The following is an 18,997-nucleotide window of genomic DNA, read 5'->3' as shown; positions in this document are numbered from 1 at the left end:
ATAATATACCTTATTCAAAATGACTATCTTTTTATCTGATATCGTAATATTATGCTAAGTCATTGGAGAAACTAGATATAAATACAATCCATACAAATCAAATATTAAAAAAATTATTATCTAAGGTTTACATTTTCAAAATAAAAGCCTCCTTATTAAGTATAAGAGAAAATTAGTTAATAAAAAACTCAAAAAGATAATGCAGCATATCAATGTGCATTGGAGTTTCTACTTTCTCCAGATGCTAAAAAAGAGTATATTTTATACTTAACAGAGGTAGCAGAGCTCGGATTTGGCTATATACCTCAAGTTCAAACAGTTACTAAAGCTATAAAAACTATAGTTGGTGTTTCTGATGTAGTGGAGTTAACTCCTTATACAATCAGATATATAACGGCAGTTCATGATTTTTTAAAAATTTACGAGCAAATATAAATAGTGATTTTAAAAAGAAGATATTTTGTAGAAAATATCTTCATTTTAGATTCTAATCCATTTCCAAAAAAATTTTATAAATATGTTTTTGTTTTTGAAGAGCATTTTTATCATTTTCCAATTCTATTAAAAAATGAAAATCAGTATCTTCATTTTTACCCATAAGTCTTTTGTTTTGGGTGTAAATTTTGGGTACTAGAGATTTTGATTCCCTAAGCACTATAGTATGAAATATATTATTTGTGGATATTATAGATAAAGTATAGTTTTTATCTTCAAAAAAACACATTTTCAAATTAGTTTCTTTTTCTACTTCTTCATAATCTTTGGAGTAATATCTTATGTAAGAAGCTTTATGTCCTGCAATATTCTCAATATCTTCAAGAGATAGAATTTCTCCTTTACCGATATATTCAGCTAATATCAAATAAGCTTTTCCGTAAGGTAAATTGTTTTTTCCAAGTCTTACAAAAATATTTTTGTAAGTATCAAAATTAGAAGTTGAACTTTCTAAAGCAGCAAAATCAATATTAGGACTATGTCTAAGGCATATATTATAATCATTTGTATTTGACTTTTTTATATAAGTGATTAAATCTATAGAGTTAGATGTAGTTGAATAAAGCAATGATAATTGTTCATTATCTTTTTTGAATGTATGATTACATAATGTATCGTATTCGTATAACATGTTGATTGCTTTACTTGGAGTCCCTTTATCATAATGTATATTATCTGAATCTAGCATTTTAACCATTGTCTTTATATTCGTATTTGGATTGGATGAAATTTCAAAATAGCCTTCAAGTAATGGATTAACTTTTTCTACACTAAAATTAAGCTTTAAAAAAATGATCAGGCTAATAAAAATTAAAGAAAATATTAATAATAATTTTTTCATAGTAATACTCCTTTATTTGATTCTTTCTAAATCACATTATCATGAGTTTAAAAATACTTTTAACTCAATTATTATCTCTATTTATTTTATAAATAATAAAAAGTTATTTTGTTCATTATTAAAGATAGTACCAGTATCCATATCACTAAGCCATATGATTTTGTTATTATCCAATACATGTGTTTATACTCAAATTTTCTTAAATAAGTGCTTTATGTAATAACATATTCACAAAAAAAATATTATACCACTGAAAATCAAATTGAAACCATTGGATATAAATTTAAAAGTCATTTATTTTTAAAAATTCTTAAAATAACGATTAGAACCTCTTTCTATTTTTGTTCTTTTTAAATAAAGCAGTACCAGCAATCATATCACCCACACGCAAAGTATCTGTTGAAAACTGTAAAACCATTATACAAAAATTATTTAAATAAATTATAGCCTAAACAAATACATTGATTGATTTTGAATAAACAAATAAATATTTTCACAAATCTAAAATAATAAATAAATAGATCTGTAATTATAATATAAATCAGTTTCAATCCCTTTAGATACAATATTATGCTTGATATAAAAATTTGCAGTGGATTGAAAAAGTGGCTTAGACACAGATTGAATTACATACCCCTTCGTAATGAAATGGGTCATAGATTTTATACTAATAAAGAATTACATGTATTTAATAGAATAATCAATCATTTTCTATAATAATTGCAGTGCGATCATCTTTTACAGCAACAGCTTTCCCCTCTTTGAAAGAAGTCGAATCAATTCTATATTCAAGCTGTGTAAGTAATTTACCTTTACTGTCTATATAGCCAAATTTTCCTCCTGAATTATCCTCTATTCCAACTAAACAAATTCCCTCTTTAAAATCAGATACTTTAGTATAATTTTGATAAGGAATCACTAATGTAGCTGTTTTATCAATAAATCCCCACTTACCTTTATTGTTTGTGACAGATGCTAATCCTTCTGAGAAATTTCCTGCATCTTTATATTGAAAAGGGATAGCTATTTTCCCATCTTTATTTATATAGCCACATTGTCCTTTGTCATTTTCCACAACTGCTAATCCTTCTGAAAAATCTCCTGCACCTTTGTACTGAAAAGGTATAACTATTTTTCCTTCTTTATTCATATAACCATATTGTCCTTTATCATTTTCAACAACTGATAATCCCTCTGAAATCGGACGAATAAAAGTATATTTACAAGGAATTACTAATTCTCCAGATTTATTTATACAACCTTGTTTTCCATTTTTCAAATCATAAACTATGGCTAATCCCTCACTAAAAAAATAATCAGAACTATATTTTCTTGTTAAAGTAGTCACAATATTTCCCTTTTTATCAATAAAAACACCTGGTCTAGAATCATCTATGTCTACATAAGCTAACTCTTGAGAAAATATAGAAGCATTTTTATATTTACACGGTATAACTATTTTACCTTTTGTATCAATATAACCACATAGACCAGTTTTATTATCTACTACTACTGCTCTTTCATTATAGAAATCACTTATAGGCTTAATGTTTGAAGGCAAAGGAAATGCTATATTTCCATTATAGTTATAATAAACACTAGTTCCATCTGAGTATGCCCCCCATAATAAACCATCATGAAATTGCCCATCGCTTTCAGGTTTACATATTTCAAAATCTGAAAGTTTTTTAGAAACTTCTATTTTTGCTGCGTTCGTACATCCACATAATATAAACACACTTATACATGTAACACATACACCTAACAAACACAATCTTAACTTACTAAACATTTCTCTTCCCCCCTATATATCTAGTGTAGTACATTCTACACCCATTGATTTTATTAACTCAATCTATATATACTATATTTATCCAATAATTCTACTAAAAACAAAATCGTCTTTTGTTTTAATACGCTTGTAATTGATTGTATAGTAATATCTTTATTTTATCATTACATTCCATTTTTTTACATGTTTTAAATTACTAAAAACTTTTAGACAAACATACACTTGCATGTATAATAAAATTTAAAGCATCATTAAAATACATCTACCAATTTAGATTAAAAGTACTTTTGTACCATACAGAGCAATTTTAATGATTGTATAATAAAGTAGTTAAATTTAATGTAAAAAAAAGTGAAAAAATTTGTAAAAAAAAGCAAAAATAAAATTATTTACATAAGCTTATAAGGAGAGTATACTCATATACCGTGGTAAAAAAATAGTTATAGAATTAGCTTTAATTGCGCTATTAGGTTTTACTTGTGTATTTTCTGACCCTAAAACACAAGATATATACATAATACCTTCATCTATGGAACCAGAAACAATAGTTGAATATGACTCACAATGTAATATAAAAGTAACTAATATGCATGAAGAAAATTTAAAATAGGAAGTAGTTAAGAGTTCAAGATCAAATGACAGTAATAAAGATATATCAAAAGGAGAAAAGCGTGCCATTGCTGAAAATAGAGCAGTCAAATTAGAAGATAAAAATGAAAATATAGAACTTCCAAGAGCAGAACCTTAAATGACAGTTTTTTATGATGGCGAAGGAAAGCCTGCAATTATAAGAAGTAGTAATGATAATAACTCAAAAAGAAGAGTTAAACGTAATTTAGCTGGACAAGTAGTATATGGTCAAGTTTCTTATTATTATGGGGTAAGAAAAACAGGTGCTGATGGTAAAAAATTAGAAGATCATGATTGTACAACAAAAACAGGACTTGATAGAAAAATTGCATTGAGAGGATAAAATAAAATGAAAAAAATAATTTCTATAGTATGTTTAATTTTTGTTTTAGCTAGTTATATATATATTTATAACAAAAAAGAAAACTTAAGTCCTTATTTATTAGTTACTTTTGTAGACACTCAATTAAATAATCATTATTACAAATACAATATAAAATCAAAAGAAAATGATTTGTTGAACAAAAGACCTATGACTGATTATCCTACTTCAATTCAAACTAAAAACAAAAAATTTTTATACTATACAAGTAGGGAGAATAGTAAATATACTCAGTTATATGAGCTAAATTTAAAGACTAATAAATCAAGAAAATTAACATCTGACTTTGCATCTGTTGATTATTTAAGAGTAGATGAAAAATCAGAAAAAATATATATGAGGGTATCCCTAAGAGGTAACCATAGAAACTTTACTGTTGCAACATATGATACTAAAACAGATAAAATTGATATATTCAATCCTGAAGAAGAAGATTTAAGTATAAAAAGTTTTGATGTGAATAATTCAACAGGAGAAGTATTGGCTGTTGTATTTTCATCAAAACAAGATTATGAAAACGTAGATAAAGCTAATAAAAACCAAACACCTCTTGAAGTAGCTCCACAAGTAGCTCCACATTATTTAAAATTAATAAATTTGTCTACTAATAAATCAAAAACTTTATGTACTCTAAACAAAGATGTTTTAGATGTATCTATATATTCTAATGGTAATAAAGCTCTGTTTACAGCTAATGATAATCATGACCTTATATCATATGGACAAAGAAAAATTTATTTACTTGATATTAAAACTCAAAGATATAATCCTATAATAAAAGATTCTAGTAACTACATGGATATATCTTCTCCTAATTTCTCAATAGATGGAAATGGCTTTTATTACATAGCAACTAACTTTAATTGTGAACCTATATCAGATACTACAGGAATTACTATATACCCAAAAGTAATATTGTATTATGATTTTTCAACAAAAGATTCAAAAGAAGTCTGGTTCAAAACAAATGGGAATATTAGAAATTTTGTTGTTTTAAGATAATTCTACACTGTATTTTTAAGTGATATTTAATGGCATTAATAGAAGAAAAAACACAGTAAGAATTGATCCTTGATGATGCAGATTTAAAAATACTCTTATTCACTGAAAAGTTTGCAATAGACAATAGATTTGCTCTGACTCAAGAGTTTGAAGATGCAGTAAGTAAAATAGCTTGTATTGTAAAAAATAATAGTCCCCTTTTTCTATAAGTCAAATAAATTTAGATGAAAAGGGCGATAATGTATATGGAATATATTGTAATAAAATTAGGCAAATTACAAATAATTGTATTTTTAAGAGGTTTTTTATATTAAAGATTGAATATCTTTTGTAATTCAAATTATTTATTTCATAACAACACCAATGTTATTTATGGCTGGAGAAAAAAATAAAAGTAACTATTTCAATGACAATTATTACGATGACTCAAAATTTTAAATTATAAAAACCAGGGGGTACAATTATGAAAAAGAGATTATTACCTATTGCTATGTGTTTAATGTTAGTGTTTGGAATTATGACTACAGCCTATGCTTCATCTGATTATTCAACAGATTATGAGACTTACATAGAATTAAAAATAACAGACAGGGATACTCTTTATGAATTAAGAGATGCCTTTAATCGTAGAGATACTGCTGAAGATATAGTAGCATCCATAGCAGCTTTTAAGCTTAAACCAGTACTTAGTCTTATGACAGGTATTTGTATGACACTAGAAACAGATGATGTAGCAAATAAAATAGATCAAGCAATAAGAGAAAATAAAGCAATTGTATTAAGAGCTGAATTCCCTTATCCTATGGGACCTACAGATTATTTCGTTAAAATAGTTAATAAGTAAACTTAGAATTGGTCAATTTATTGATTGTATATAAAACAAACAAGACTGAATCTTACTCTATATAGTTATTTTTTTCTTCATAACCTAAATTTGGTGTTAAAAAACTAAGCACAAAAAGCTAGGATAATTATCCTAGCTTTTTAATTAATACAAACTCTCGTTTAACCCTAAATAATACATAATAGATATCTTTCATTATCACCACTTTTCATAAGTCTACACACTTTAAATTATATACCCTTAATTTTATAATACTTCTATAACATCTCCAGCTTTAACAAGGCCACCCTTAATAATTTTCGTAAATATTCCCTCTCTTGGCATTACACAATCTCCAACCAATCTTCTTATTTCACATCCTCCATGGCACTCCTTACCAATCTGAGTTACCTCTTGAATAGTCTCCCCAACCTTTAACTTAGTTCCAACCGGTAATTCATAAAGTACAATTCCTTCAGTAGTAATATTCTCTGCAAATTTACCACTTTCAAGTCCTTCTACCCCAGATGCTTTCATTTTATCTATACTTTCCTGAGCAAGTAAACTCACTTGTCTATGCCATTCTCCTGCATGAGCATCTCCAACAAGACCATGATTCTCTCTAAATTCTCCTTTTGGTATCGGATGTTTAACAACTCCTTTTTTTTCACTTATATTTATATCTATGACCTTTCCAAACTTATTCATAATAAGTCCCCCCTATTAAATGATTTACTCTCTATTATAATCAGATTTTCCACCAGTTTTTTTAATAAGCTTTATATCACCTATAACCATATCCTTATCAATAGCTTTACACATATCATAAATAGTTAAAGCAGTCATAGATACAGCAGTTAAAGCTTCCATTTCAACACCTGTTTTACCATATGTTTTAACAGTTGCTTGTATTTCTATGCTCTCATGCAATACCTTAAACTCTATATTTGCACCAGTTAAAAATATATTGTGACACATAGGTATCAAATCAGATGTTTTTTTAGCACCCATAATCCCACCTATTTGGGCAACGGATAAAACATCTCCCTTTTTAATAAGTCCATCTTTTATTCTATCTACAGTTTCTTTTTTCATATTAATTATTCCAGTAGCTACAGCAACTCTTTCAGTATCATTCTTGCCCCCTACATCTACCATTTTAGCTCTTCCGCTTTCATTAAAGTGTGTGAAATCCATACTAACCTCCTATTGCTATCATATTTCTAGTTATATAATCGCCTTCTTCTAGATGATGTTCTTTAGGTTTTTTAGAAATTGCATCTATTATTATATCTTTTATATCTTCTTTATTTCTAAGAGGTGTTTTTAAATCTACTTCCTCATTAGAATGAAGACATAATTTCAACTTCCCATCACTAGTAAGTCTTACTCTATTACAATTAGAACAAAATTTACATGATATAGGATTTATAAATCCAACCTTACCTTTTGCACTAGGTAGTTTATAATAATTTGCAGGTGAATTTATATCATCTCTTTTTACCTCTTTTAGACCATTAATTTTTTCTAATACATACTCATTAGAAATAAAATTATCAATAGCCCAATTCCTTGCCTCACCCATTGGCATAAGCTCTATAAATCTTACATCAATACCACTATTAGTAAAATCTACTAAATCCTGAATTTCATCATCATTAAACCCTTTAATTAATACAGTATTTAATTTGATAGGGCTTAAACCTACTTCTTGTGCTTTTTTAATTCCATCTAAAGCATCTTTAAGTTGTCCACCTCTAGTTATATACTCATACTTTTCTTCATCTAAAGTATCCAGGCTTATATTTAATCTATTTACTCCTGCATCTTTTAATTCTTTTGCATGCTTTTTAAGCATTATACCATTAGTCGTTATAGCAAAATCTTTTAACCCTTCAAGTTTTCCTATATTCTCAATTAAGCCAAGCATACCTTTTCTAACTAAAGGCTCGCCTCCAGTTATTCTTATCTTATCTACTCCCAATTCTACAAAAACCTTTGCTATTGTTTCGATTTCTTCAAGTGTCAGTACATCACTGTGACTTATCTTATCTATCCCTTCATTAGGCATACAATATCTACACCTCAAATTACATAAGTCAGTAACTGAAATTCTCAAATAATTTATTCTTCTTTGGTATGAATCAATCATATAAAATCCTCCACAAATGCGACATTCCCTATTACATAATACATATTATATCACTTTTTTTATTATCCTTTAAATTACAGAACAATACAAATTTTTACTTATTAACATATATTTTAATTAATATCATTTTGCTATAATAATATAACCAAAAATGATGCTTATTCAAATGTTAGCGAATGATTAAAATATTTAATACATTAGCATTATTTTAATAAGCATCATTTTTTTAAATCACTGAAATTTCAACTATATAATTAAAATTTATAATAAAGACACACTCTTATTTCTCTTGTCTTTTACAGATTGTTTTATATCTTCATCTTTAACTATTTTGAATGCATCAGTAGGACATACTTCAACACAAGCTGGTCCATTATCTCTATTTATACAAAGGTCACACTTATTAGCTATTATTCTTTCCTTAAAACACAACTTTTTAGAATCCATATCTATTAAATTCGGTTGAACTACTTTTTGTCCATCTCTATAATGATCAACTAATTCAATAGCTCCAAGTGGACATGCCATAAGACAAGTTTTGCAACCTATACAAGTTTCTTCGTTTATTTGTATGCTTCCATTCTTATTTACTATAGATCCATTTGGACATGAATTGGCACATGGAGCATCTTCACAATGTCTACATTGAATAGGAGCACTAACCTCCGCTGTTTTTACAACGCTAAGTCTTGGATTAAACGATATATTTTTACAATCAGGATTGAATATATCCTCATCTGAATGAGCAATTACACAAGCTATTTGACATGTTTTACACCCTATACACTTATTAGGATCTGCTATAACAAAAGTATTCATTAATATTTCTCCTTTCTCAATGCATATTCTGTATGTAGAAGATGGTGGGATTTTTCTCCAAGTGGCTCACCTAAAAACTCCTCATACAATTTTTTTATACTTTCATTTTCATGAGATTTTCTTACTGCACATTCACCATCATGAGCATAAATAGATTTTTTTCTATTGTTATATGCAAGTTCCTTATATTTATCTAAAATAACTTTTGGCTGTCCACCTCCACTTATACAACCTTGTGGACATGTCATAACCTCGATAAAATGTAAATTCGATCTATTGTTTTTTACATCTTCAAGTATAGATTTTATATTTTCAAGCCCTGAGACTACTGCAACATTCAACTTTATATCACCTACATCAATAGTTGATTTAGTTACTCCATTTTCTCCTCTTACAGAGTGTATATCTATGTTTGGTATACTTTCTTTAGTAATAAGTTCATATCCAGTTCTAATAGCAGCTTCCATAACCCCACCAGTAGTCCCAAATATAGTTCCTGCTCCTGTGTAATCACCTAGAGGATTATCAAATTTCTCTTCTTCAATATTTTTAAAATCAATTTCCATATCTTTTATTAAATAAGCTAGCTCTCTTGTCGTTATTACTACATCGACATCTTTGTATCCACTACTATTCATCTCTTCTCTATCGCATTCATATTTCTTACACGTACAAGGCATTACAGATACACTAAATACATCTTCAGAATTCACATTATCTATATGTGCTCCATAAGTTTTAAATATAGCTCCAGCCATTTGTTGAGGCGACTTACAACTTGAAAGATGGTTTGAAAGTTCTGGGTACTCTTGTTCCATAAATTTAACCCATGCTGGGCAACATGATGTAAACATAGGAAGATTATTTCCTTCAGTAACTCTCTTTATAAGCTCGCTACCTTCCTCCATTATAGTCAAATCTGCTGAAAAATTAGTATCGTATACTCTATCAAATCCCATTCTTCTAAGAACTGCTGCAAGTTTTTTATCTGTTAAAGATCCTAAATCTAATCCAAAATCTTCTGCTAAAGCCACTCTTACAGCTGGTGCACATTGAACTATTTTATGTAATTTATCATTGCTCAAACTTTTCTTTACCTTTTGGACATCACATATATTATAAGCTGCGAATAGAGGTTCTTTAACCGTTTCAAGCATACCCCTTTCTTTCACTTTTTTATCTATATAAGTAGAATCTACTTCAAACTCGCTTGAGTAAGCACTACATATTTGTACGCATTGCCCACATATAACACATTTATCCTCATTTATAATTTGAGCTTCTCCCTGATTTCCTTCAATAGCATCTACAGGACATACACTTGCACATCTTCTGCATCCTGTACATATTTCCTTATCTATATTGACTATCATCTCCTCTTCCCCCTTAAATTAAAGATTCATAAGTCCTAATGCTGCCTTTATATTCTTATTCTTTTTATCTTCTTTAATATTTACAAGCTTTAACGCATTTTCAGGACATGCATCTATACAAGCCTTTGTCTCTCTTCCCTTGCATAAATCACATTTATAAGCTATAATTTTTTCTTCTTCTAGTCCTAATTGAACTACTATCTCTTCGTTTTTGTACTGTGGCAATAATTCTATCGCGCCTATTGGACATGCCATAAGACAAGTTTTACATCCTATACAATTTTGATCTACGTATATAGTATTATTCTCTTGCTTTATAGCTTTGTTAGGACATGAATTTGCACAAGGTGCGTCTTCACAATGTCTACACTGTATAGGTGCACAAAATTTCTCATTTTTTACAAGATATAATCTAGGTATAACTGGAGTTGTCATCGTTCCTACTGTATAACCTATATTATTTTCTTCATTATGCACACTCGAACAAGCTAATTCACAAGATTTACAACCTATACATTTACTTGGATCAGCTATAACAAATGTGTTAAAAGTATCCTTCATTATCCCCCCACCTTTTCATATATTTTAACTCAAAAATCTTCCTTTTATAAAATCTCCGACTTTAACATTTTCCACTTCTTCAGGCAATATGATTAATCCATTTGAATTAGATATAGTCTTTAAGCTATTAGAAGACTGTCCCCCTGATTTATATGCATAATATTTACCTTCATGTTTTTCTATATTTACATAAAAATATATAGTTCTTCTTTTTGCATTCTCAAAATTATCTCCGGCTATTACATCTATATAATCATACTCAGGTGATTTTCCCATCATTTTAAATATAGCCATTTTTACAAATTGTTCAAATACATTTATAGAAGATAGAGGATTTCCTGGAAGCCCAAAAAATAACTTCTCTTTGTATTTTGCAAAAACTACTGGTTTCCCAGGTTTTATCTTTATTTTTTTAAACTTTACATCTGCACCTATCTCATCTAGTACATCTTCTACAAAGTCATAATCTCCAACAGATGCACCTCCTGATGTTATAACTATATCCGACTTTTCAAATGCATCAAGTATACTTTTCTTTAATATTTCTTTATCGTCTTTTACTATATCCATAGATAATGGATTTGCTCCACTATTTTTAACCAATGCATGAAGTGAATATCCATTGCTATTTCTTATCTTACCATTTTCTAATTTTCCATTTATATCTACAAGCTCATCTCCAGTTATAAGCAGTGATACATCTGGAGATTTATACACTTTTATCTTATCATACCCTAATGATGCCAATAATCCTATTTCATATGGCCTTATAACAGTTCCTTTTTTTAAAACTAAATCGTTTAATTTTATCTGACATCCTTTTTTTATTACATTAAGTCCTTTTTCAACTTTATCTTTTATTATTAATTTATTGTCTATTACATCTACCTTTTCTATTTGAATAACCGAGTCAGCACCTTTTGGAAATGCTGCCCCAGTCATTATCTTTAATGCCTTCCCACTTTGTAGTTCTTCATTATAATAGTCACCAGCTTTTATAGTTCCTATTATTTCAAACTCTTGTCCATCATTAATTTTAATAGCATATCCATCCATGGCAGACTTATCAAAAGAAGGCAAATCCTCATTTGAATAAATATCCTCTGCTAATACATAATCAATACAATCTAAGATATATTTCTTTTGTTCGCTTAATATCGAAGTATTTTCAATTATTATATCTATTGCTTCATCTGCTTTTATCATCTTAACTATCCTCTCCTGCTTAAATTTTTACAACCCTCATATTTTTTCTTATTCTATTATACTCCTCTTTTATATAATTCTCAGCTTTTTCTTGGTCTTGTATTTTTTCAACCTTTATTGCACAATACTTAAATTCAGGAGTCTTCGAAATAGGATCTAAACTATCTATCGTAAGCTCATTACAAGAACCTATCCACCACTGATAAGTCATAAAAGTAGATCCTTCTTTTACCCTATCAGTAACGCAAGCTCTAGTTATAACGCTTCCCCTTCTTGAACTTACTCTTACTAACTCATCCTCTTCTATTCCTAACTTTTCACTGTCCTCAATACTCATTTGAATATATCCAGGTTCATCTGCAAGCTCTTTTAACGCCCTACAGTTACCAGACATAGTTCTAGCAGAATAATGTCCTACCTCTCTAACAGTTGAAAGACTAAGTGGATACTCTTCATCTGGAACCTCTGCAGGTGCTCTCCACTCACTTGCAAATAGATTACCTTTTCCACTAGGAGTTGAGAATTTATTTCCCTTATATAAATACTTAGTTCCATTATGATCTTCACTTGGACAAGGCCATTGAACCCCACCAAGTTCTTCCATCTTCTCATAACTTGCACCAGCAAAACTTGGACATAGGCTTCTCATCTCATCCCAAATTTCCTTAGTATTTTCATAACTCATAGGATATCCCATTTTAGTTGAAATCTCAGAAATTATCTGCCAATCAGGCTTAACATCTCCCTGAGCATCTATAACTTTATTGAACTTTTGGAATCCTCTATCAGCACAAGTGTATACACCTTCATGTTCTCCCCATGAAGTAGCAGGAAGTATAACATCTGCATGAAGAGCAGTTTTATTCATGAATATATCTTGAACTATAACAAAATCTATCTTATCAAGTGCTTCTCTAACCTCAGAAGAATTAGGATCACTTTGAACTGGATCTTCTCCAAATATATAATATGCTTTAATTTTATCTTCTTTTAAAGCTAGATGAGGTACTTCTGTTAAAGGATATCCATTCTTATTAGATAGTTTAACACCCCAAGCTTTTTCAAACTTTTCTCTAACTTTATCATCAGTTACCTTTTGATACCCAGGATATACATTTGGAAGAACTCCCATATCACAAGCTCCTTGAACATTGTTCTGACCACGAACAGGCCCTATACCAACATTCTCTCGACCAAAATTTCCTGTTAAAAGAGCCAATGATGCAAGACCTTTAACAACATCAACAGCTTGCGAGAATTGACAAACTCCCATACCATAAAGTATCATACTATCCTTTGCCTTAGCGTATTCTCTCATAGCCTTTCTTATATCATTTGCCTTAACCCCAGTTATTTTTTGTGCATATTCTGGAGTATATTTTTCAACTAAATTCTTGTACTCTTCAAACCCATCAACATGATTTTTTACATATTCTTTATCATAAAGATTTTCATTAATTAAAACATTACCAAATGCATTTACAAGAGCCATATTGGTTCCACCCTTTATAGGAAGCCACATATCTGCAATTCTTGCTGATTCAGTAATCCTAGGATCTGTAACTATTATCTTTGCTCCATTTTCTTTAGCTTTTATTATTCTTCTTGCAACAATAGGGTGTGAATCTGCTCCATTATATCCAAATATAAATAACAAGTTTGCATTTTCTATCTCATTTATAGAGTTAGTCATTGCTCCACTACCTAAACTGTAAGCCAGACCGGCTACTGATGGAGCATGTCAGATTCGAGCGCAGTGGTCTATGTTATTAGTACCTATAACTGCTCTCATAAATTTTTGCATTATATAGTTTGCTTCATTTCCAGGCCCTCTTGCACAGCCTGTACCCATTATAGAATCTGGTCCATAATCTTTTTTAATCTGATTAAGTCTTGTTGCTACATAATCAATAGCCTCATCCCACTCAACTTCATCTAACTTCCCATTTCTTCTAATCATAGGTTTTTTAATTCTAGCTGTCAGATACTGAGGATCCTTTAAAAAATCCCACCCATAATGACCTTTAAGACATAAATTCCCTTCATTGGTTCTTCCATTAGCAGGTTCAGCCCTTACTATCTCCCCATCTTTAACTACAAGATACATCTTGCACCCTGCGCCACAGTAAGGACATACAGTTAATACTTTTCTCTCCATACAATATCCCCCTTATAACCTTATCTTTTATGTTTTAAAAAGAGCCTATAAGATAGTTCTAACTTATAGGCTCAAATTGTTAACAGTCATTAAATCTTCTTGTGTATTCAAATTTTTAAACATGTCCCATTTAGGACTAAATTCTCTAGCTTTACTTTCATTAATATACATAGTATTCATTTTATTTAAAAATGAGAACAAAGATTTTTTATCAGTATAAAGATGTTTTTTAATATCATTTATTATTCTTTTGTTATAAAAAGAATTAAGTGGCTCCACATGATTTTGAGATTTTGTTACACATGCATCAACATCTTTTATAATGCTTTTCATATATCTTACATAATCTATATTAACAATAGGCATATCACAAGCTATAAAATATACATATTCACTAGAACTATTTTTTAGACCTATATGTATTCCTCCTAATGGCCCTTTATCTTTAATTTCGTCACTTACTATTTTAACTTTGTAATCTTTATAGAACTCCTTTTTATTAGTTACTATTATTATCTCTTCAAATTCCATCTTTAACTTTTCTATTAAAACATCTATTAACCTTACCCCATTTATCTCTAAAAACTGCTTGTCAAATTTCATCCTAGAACTTTTACCACCAGCTAATATTACTGCACTCTTAAACTTATTCACATTGTCCACCTATTTTCTAGCACATTCTCCTGTTTTTCCTTTAAGTATTTCAAGTCCATGATGAATGCTATCTATAATATATTCAAGAGATTCTTTAACAGCCTTAGGACTTCCAGGTAAATTTATTATAAGGGTTTCGTTTCTTATCCCACTTACTCCTCTTGATAGCATTGCTCTTTTGGTTATTGAAAGGCTATAATATCTCATAGCTTCAGATATACCAGGAGCTAATCTATCTACAGCTCGACGTGTAGCCTCTGGTGTAACATCTCTTTCACTAAATCCTGTTCCACCTGTTGTAAGAATCAAATCTACATTAAGATCATCACTCATATGTACCATCTCATTGAAAAGAGCATCTTCTTTATCAGGAAGAATTACATACTTTTCAACTGTATATCCATTTTTAGTAACTATATCTTCTATTAATGTTCCACTCTCATCTTCTCTTTCCCCTATATATCCTTTATCACTAGCAGTAATTATACCTACATTAAACACTTAAAATCACTCCTTAACTACATTTATTTCCATAATATTACCACAACTATCCTAAATTCGATATATATATAACTTCGATAAAAATATATCAAACCCCTTTTTAAATAAATCATATAATTTATTTTATATGGCTTGATTTTCTCATTATTACTATTACAAGAATTAATGAAATCAATATAACAACAATGTTTAATATTAATTTATAGTTTATTTTTTTATTATCTTTCATATTTTTTTCAATTAATTTCGATAAAGTACACATCTCTTGATTTTCTTTTTCTATATATTCTTTATAGCTTTGTATATCATAAGACGGTGTTTGAGCATATTCACTTTCAAATAGAACTTTATATTTCTTGCTATTATCTTTTTTGAATACTATTTTGTCTACATAATAATTAATCTGTATACCATCTATATCAATGGGTCTATCATCCTCATTATATATAACTATTTTGATAATATCTGGTTTTATATAATAATTTGAAAAAGATTCTAAACTTATATTATTCTTTTCTTCTTTATGATTTTCAAGGTTTATTCTATATATTGTTCCAGAATCAAGATTTTGAAATTCTTTATATTTATTATTTTTATAATAAATATCATAATCTCTTTTAAAGTCATCCTGACTAATAATTTTAATATCATTTATATTGAGATTATCTTTATTATTTATAGATATAACAGTATCATTATTTTCTATATTAATATCAAAATCTGCATTTTTTATTTTTTTAGAGTATTTATTAAAAATATAATACGGTACAAATTCATTTTTCTGATTAATAATTCTAATATCTGATAAATCATATTTTGAATATCTATATACTTCTTCATCTAAAAGAAATGATTTATATTCATTATCACTATTATGATAAATTTCTTTTGAGAATCTCCAATCATGAATATTTTCATCTGCGAAAATATTTATAGAAAAAAACAACATCACTATAAATGATACTAGAATTTTCTTCACGCTTCTTCATCTCCCAAATCTATACTTCGTCTAATGTTTTGATACATATATGATATTCCTATTAATACTATACCAAAACAGAAATATCCAACTATTTTTCCTCCAGTACTTAAAAATGCCAAATCAAATATAAATAGTTTTCCAGTTGAAAATATAGATAATCCAAGTCCAAATCTTCTTATGACAGCATATCTATTTTTAAATCCATATGTTATATAAATAAAAGACATCACAATGAAAAATATACTTATTATAAGACTTATGTTATTTAAGTTAAATTGATTTACAAGTAAAGCTGTAGTTGATCCTAAAATATATACAGCTAAAGCCATAGGATATACTTCTAAACTTAATTCTTTTTTCTTTATTAATTTTAAAATCAAATCCTTTATACTAAAGAATATAAATATATTGTAAGTTATTAAAATTAAAATAGGTAATAATTTATAACTATCATTAGATGGGCTAATGTCTAGAAAGTTCATTCCAAATCCTAATATATCTACAAAAATATATAATCCTACAGATATTTTATCAACTATATTATCTTTGATTACTTTTATTTTAGATACAGAGTAAGCAAAAACAGCTGTAATTAAAGCCTCAGAAATTAAAAAATAAAATACATCATAATGATTTTCATCGTAAATAGTCCAGTCAATTCTTAATAGATATATCCAAGTACTCAAAATCATAAAGTATTTATAGTAAGTTAGTAGTTTTCCTTTTTTGGTATATTTAAATAACTCTTCTTTATTTAATTTTACTGCATAAAGACTAAATATATATATTGTACTTAAAGTAATTAAAGTATATTTCAATGTAAAATATTCAACAAACCAAGGATTGAAAAAGTCTTCTACAATAAACAGTCCTACACTTAAAGCCAATATAATCCATCCTCCGAGTTCCATTTTTTCCATATCGTTTTTAACTGAATAAGAAATTATTAAAATTGATTCTATAAGCCATCCAAGTACAGCCCATTCAATACCAAATTGTAGAGGTATCATTAGAATGCTAAAGGCCATTGCTGTAATATAAAACATCATCTGCGTCTCTTTTTCTTGTGAAGCACTTTTTTTAATAAACTCACCTAATCCCAAATATATTAATGCATATACAAATGCAATCATTCCTTTATATGAGTAGTATCCTCCAATTTCGAATAGCTCATAAACAACTAAACAATTTATTGCAGTATTTAGTCCTAGTAAAATAAGATCTACTTTTTTAAGGTTAATTTTTTCTTTAATCGGATACGTAAGAGTTATACACAAGTACATTATAAATGTTATCATTGAATAGATAATCCCAATAACTTCACTATTTGATTCAAAAGCTAAATATGTAAAGCAAGGAATATTAAGCAAAAAACTTAGATAATTTATATAAATCCATCGTCTTTCTAACGAAAGTTTTAAGACTAACAAGTTCAAAACAAATAAATATCCCATAGCTATATATATTTGAGCACCTACTATTCCTTCAATAAATACATAAGTAAAGAATGGCAAATATCCTCCTACAAGTGATATCCCGCATATTGTCATAGATTTGTATCTTTGGGATAATAATAAAGATGCCATGGTCACTAAAATAGATAGCACTGTACTTATTGGCATGCTAATTATATTTAACATAAAGTAACTACTAAAAACCGAAAAATATAGTACCCCTATTCCTCCTCCACTTAAGCCAAGAGCGAATAAGTTTTTTTCTTTCCTATTTAGCCACTCTCCTACACCTAAAAGTAATCCCCCTAATAAAAAGCTAGAAATCCCTTTCATATATTCATTAAACCATGTTGAATAAGTATATTTTGTAGCAGTAGCAACTCCAAATAAAAGTAAAAGTATACCCACTTTATTTATCCAGTTAAGCCCTATCTTAACTTCTATATCATTATACTTTTTCTTTTTCTCAATAACTTCATCGCTAATACCTTCACTTTTTAACTCATTATACTCTCTTTTTATTTCACTAATAATATCTTCTTTTTCTTTCTTAAGATTTTCTTTTTTTAGTTTGATTTTTTGATTTAAATCCTGTTCTAATTTTTCTATATTAGAAAAAAACTCTTCTTTTTCGGTTCCCAATTCTATATTAGCAATTCTTTTTATCTTACTAAGTTTATCTTTTGCTGAACTTTCTAGTTCTTGTAATTTATTAATTTTTTTATTTGTCTCATTATTAAAATACATATCTATTTTTTTATTAGATGCATTTAAGATAGATATTTTTTCATCCATAATTTGCTCTTTCAATGAAATTTTCAAATTCATATTTTCACCTAATAATCTTTTCTTCTCTTCTTTTAGCTTTTGAGTATTTTTCTTATAAATATCAATTTCTTTTTTTAGTTCAATATTTTCGTTTAATGTATTATCTAAATTCAAATCTTTTATAATATCTTCATATTGATTTATGATATCTTTTTGATTTTTCAAAAGATCATTAACTTTATTTTTGAGTTCCATAAAATCCCTCCACTTTATATTTGCAACTAACTAAACTGATGCTTAATAAACTAAATTTGCTTATATTCTATCATATATTCCATTTTTTTACTTAAATTGTATTTAAATAGATTTACTACTTTTATAATCAATATAACAAATCTACTAAT

At 28.2% G+C, this 18,997-nt stretch carries 19 protein-coding genes; 5 read left to right on the top strand and 14 right to left on the bottom strand.

Translation table 11 applies throughout. The features are described from left to right. Positions 1–219: 219 nt before the first annotated feature. Positions 220–435: a hypothetical protein gene (locus Tmeso_RS03485; protein ID WP_099188312.1), complete on the top strand. Its 216-nt coding sequence runs from the start codon at positions 220–222 to the stop codon at positions 433–435. 52 nt (positions 436–487) lie between these two features. Here Tmeso_RS03485 and Tmeso_RS03480 read toward each other — a convergent pair whose 3' ends face one another. Both Tmeso_RS03480 and Tmeso_RS03475 read right to left on the bottom strand, forming a co-directional pair. After that, positions 488–1,336, bottom strand: a complete 849-nt coding sequence (locus tag Tmeso_RS03480) for a hypothetical protein (RefSeq protein ID WP_099188310.1) — start codon at positions 1,334–1,336, stop codon at positions 488–490. Positions 1,337–2,036: 700 nt separating this feature from the next. Further along, a complete protein-coding gene (locus Tmeso_RS03475; protein ID WP_099188308.1) occupies positions 2,037–3,128 on the bottom strand; it encodes a WG repeat-containing protein in 1,092 nt (363 codons plus the stop codon). Positions 3,129–3,876: 748 nt separating this feature from the next. On the opposite strand from Tmeso_RS03475, the gene Tmeso_RS03470 reads away from it, so the two are divergent. From Tmeso_RS03470 to Tmeso_RS03460, 4 genes are all read left to right on the top strand, one after another. Beyond that, positions 3,877–4,101, top strand: a complete 225-nt coding sequence (locus tag Tmeso_RS03470; RefSeq protein WP_099188306.1) for a hypothetical protein — start codon at positions 3,877–3,879, stop codon at positions 4,099–4,101. Between the two features lie 6 nt (positions 4,102–4,107). Further along, a complete protein-coding gene (locus Tmeso_RS03465; protein ID WP_099188304.1) occupies positions 4,108–5,142 on the top strand; it encodes a hypothetical protein in 1,035 nt (344 codons plus the stop codon). A gap of 62 nt (positions 5,143–5,204) precedes the next feature. Beyond that, positions 5,205–5,351 (top strand): hypothetical protein, encoded by a 147-nt coding sequence (locus Tmeso_RS16305; RefSeq protein ID WP_187296208.1) that lies wholly within the window; start codon positions 5,205–5,207, stop codon positions 5,349–5,351. A gap of 254 nt (positions 5,352–5,605) precedes the next feature. Continuing rightward, positions 5,606–5,986: a hypothetical protein gene (locus tag Tmeso_RS03460; protein WP_099188302.1), complete on the top strand. Its 381-nt coding sequence runs from the start codon at positions 5,606–5,608 to the stop codon at positions 5,984–5,986. Between the two features lie 246 nt (positions 5,987–6,232). Here the strand turns inward: Tmeso_RS03460 and Tmeso_RS03455 are convergent, their stop codons facing one another. From Tmeso_RS03455 to Tmeso_RS03400, 12 genes are all read right to left on the bottom strand, one after another. Beyond that, positions 6,233–6,673, bottom strand: a complete 441-nt coding sequence (locus Tmeso_RS03455) for an MOSC domain-containing protein (RefSeq protein ID WP_099188300.1) — start codon at positions 6,671–6,673, stop codon at positions 6,233–6,235. Positions 6,674–6,697: 24 nt separating this feature from the next. Beyond that, positions 6,698–7,162, bottom strand: coding sequence for a cyclic pyranopterin monophosphate synthase MoaC (gene moaC / locus Tmeso_RS03450; RefSeq protein ID WP_099188298.1), 465 nt, complete (start codon positions 7,160–7,162; stop codon positions 6,698–6,700). Position 7,163: 1 nt separating this feature from the next. After that, on the bottom strand, positions 7,164–8,117 hold the full coding sequence (moaA, locus tag Tmeso_RS03445) for a GTP 3',8-cyclase MoaA (protein WP_099188296.1): 954 nt from the start codon (positions 8,115–8,117) through the stop codon (positions 7,164–7,166). Positions 8,118–8,378: 261 nt separating this feature from the next. After that, positions 8,379–8,936 carry a 4Fe-4S dicluster domain-containing protein gene (locus Tmeso_RS03440; protein ID WP_099188294.1) on the bottom strand — a complete coding sequence of 186 codons (558 nt, stop codon included), beginning with the start codon at positions 8,934–8,936 and terminating at the stop codon, positions 8,379–8,381. Continuing rightward, positions 8,936–10,309: a [FeFe] hydrogenase, group A gene (locus tag Tmeso_RS03435; protein ID WP_099188292.1), complete on the bottom strand. Its 1,374-nt coding sequence runs from the start codon at positions 10,307–10,309 to the stop codon at positions 8,936–8,938. The genes Tmeso_RS03440 and Tmeso_RS03435 overlap by 1 nt, the downstream gene beginning before the upstream one ends. 18 nt (positions 10,310–10,327) lie before the next feature. Beyond that, complete coding sequence (locus tag Tmeso_RS03430) at positions 10,328–10,870, bottom strand: 4Fe-4S dicluster domain-containing protein (protein WP_099188290.1); 543 nt, start codon at positions 10,868–10,870, stop codon at positions 10,328–10,330. A 24-nt stretch (positions 10,871–10,894) separates the two neighbouring features. After that, the gene (locus Tmeso_RS03425) at positions 10,895–12,076 is read right to left on the bottom strand and encodes a molybdopterin molybdotransferase MoeA (protein ID WP_099188288.1); all 1,182 of its coding nucleotides are present in this window, start codon (positions 12,074–12,076) and stop codon (positions 10,895–10,897) included. A gap of 19 nt (positions 12,077–12,095) precedes the next feature. Then, positions 12,096–14,234, bottom strand: coding sequence for a formate dehydrogenase subunit alpha (fdhF, locus tag Tmeso_RS03420; protein ID WP_099188286.1), 2,139 nt, complete (start codon positions 14,232–14,234; stop codon positions 12,096–12,098). A gap of 63 nt (positions 14,235–14,297) precedes the next feature. After that, positions 14,298–14,888 (bottom strand): molybdenum cofactor guanylyltransferase, encoded by a 591-nt coding sequence (gene mobA, locus Tmeso_RS03415; RefSeq protein ID WP_099188284.1) that lies wholly within the window; start codon positions 14,886–14,888, stop codon positions 14,298–14,300. Between the two features lie 9 nt (positions 14,889–14,897). Continuing rightward, complete coding sequence (locus Tmeso_RS03410; RefSeq protein ID WP_099188282.1) at positions 14,898–15,389, bottom strand: MogA/MoaB family molybdenum cofactor biosynthesis protein; 492 nt, start codon at positions 15,387–15,389, stop codon at positions 14,898–14,900. 118 nt (positions 15,390–15,507) lie between these two features. After that, positions 15,508–16,368: a hypothetical protein gene (locus Tmeso_RS03405; protein WP_099188280.1), complete on the bottom strand. Its 861-nt coding sequence runs from the start codon at positions 16,366–16,368 to the stop codon at positions 15,508–15,510. Next, positions 16,365–18,848, bottom strand: a complete 2,484-nt coding sequence (locus tag Tmeso_RS03400; RefSeq protein WP_099188278.1) for a DUF2339 domain-containing protein — start codon at positions 18,846–18,848, stop codon at positions 16,365–16,367. The genes Tmeso_RS03405 and Tmeso_RS03400 overlap by 4 nt, the downstream gene beginning before the upstream one ends. Between the last annotated feature and the right edge of the window lie 149 nt (positions 18,849–18,997).

The sequence above is a fragment of the Tepidibacter mesophilus genome (genome assembly GCF_002724055.1).
GTDB lineage: Bacteria > Bacillota > Clostridia > Peptostreptococcales > Peptostreptococcaceae > Tepidibacter_A > Tepidibacter_A mesophilus.
This window is presented reverse-complemented; position numbering and strand designations above follow the sequence as displayed.

Coding starts and splice junctions, on each gene's coding strand:
- Tmeso_RS03480 (WP_099188310.1), bottom strand. CDS start 1,336: ATGAAAAAATTATTATTAATATTTTCTTTAATTTTTATTAGCCTGATC.
- Tmeso_RS03475 (WP_099188308.1), bottom strand. CDS start 3,128: ATGTTTAGTAAGTTAAGATTGTGTTTGTTAGGTGTATGTGTTACATGT.
- Tmeso_RS03470 (WP_099188306.1), top strand. CDS start 3,877: ATGACAGTTTTTTATGATGGCGAAGGAAAGCCTGCAATTATAAGAAGT.
- Tmeso_RS03465 (WP_099188304.1), top strand. CDS start 4,108: ATGAAAAAAATAATTTCTATAGTATGTTTAATTTTTGTTTTAGCTAGT.
- Tmeso_RS03460 (WP_099188302.1), top strand. CDS start 5,606: ATGAAAAAGAGATTATTACCTATTGCTATGTGTTTAATGTTAGTGTTT.
- Tmeso_RS03455 (WP_099188300.1), bottom strand. CDS start 6,673: ATGAATAAGTTTGGAAAGGTCATAGATATAAATATAAGTGAAAAAAAA.
- moaC (WP_099188298.1), bottom strand. CDS start 7,162: ATGGATTTCACACACTTTAATGAAAGCGGAAGAGCTAAAATGGTAGAT.
- moaA (WP_099188296.1), bottom strand. CDS start 8,117: ATGATTGATTCATACCAAAGAAGAATAAATTATTTGAGAATTTCAGTT.
- Tmeso_RS03440 (WP_099188294.1), bottom strand. CDS start 8,936: ATGAATACTTTTGTTATAGCAGATCCTAATAAGTGTATAGGGTGTAAA.
- Tmeso_RS03435 (WP_099188292.1), bottom strand. CDS start 10,309: ATGATAGTCAATATAGATAAGGAAATATGTACAGGATGCAGAAGATGT.
- Tmeso_RS03430 (WP_099188290.1), bottom strand. CDS start 10,870: ATGAAGGATACTTTTAACACATTTGTTATAGCTGATCCAAGTAAATGT.
- Tmeso_RS03425 (WP_099188288.1), bottom strand. CDS start 12,076: ATGATAAAAGCAGATGAAGCAATAGATATAATAATTGAAAATACTTCG.
- Tmeso_RS03400 (WP_099188278.1), bottom strand. CDS start 18,848: ATGGAACTCAAAAATAAAGTTAATGATCTTTTGAAAAATCAAAAAGAT.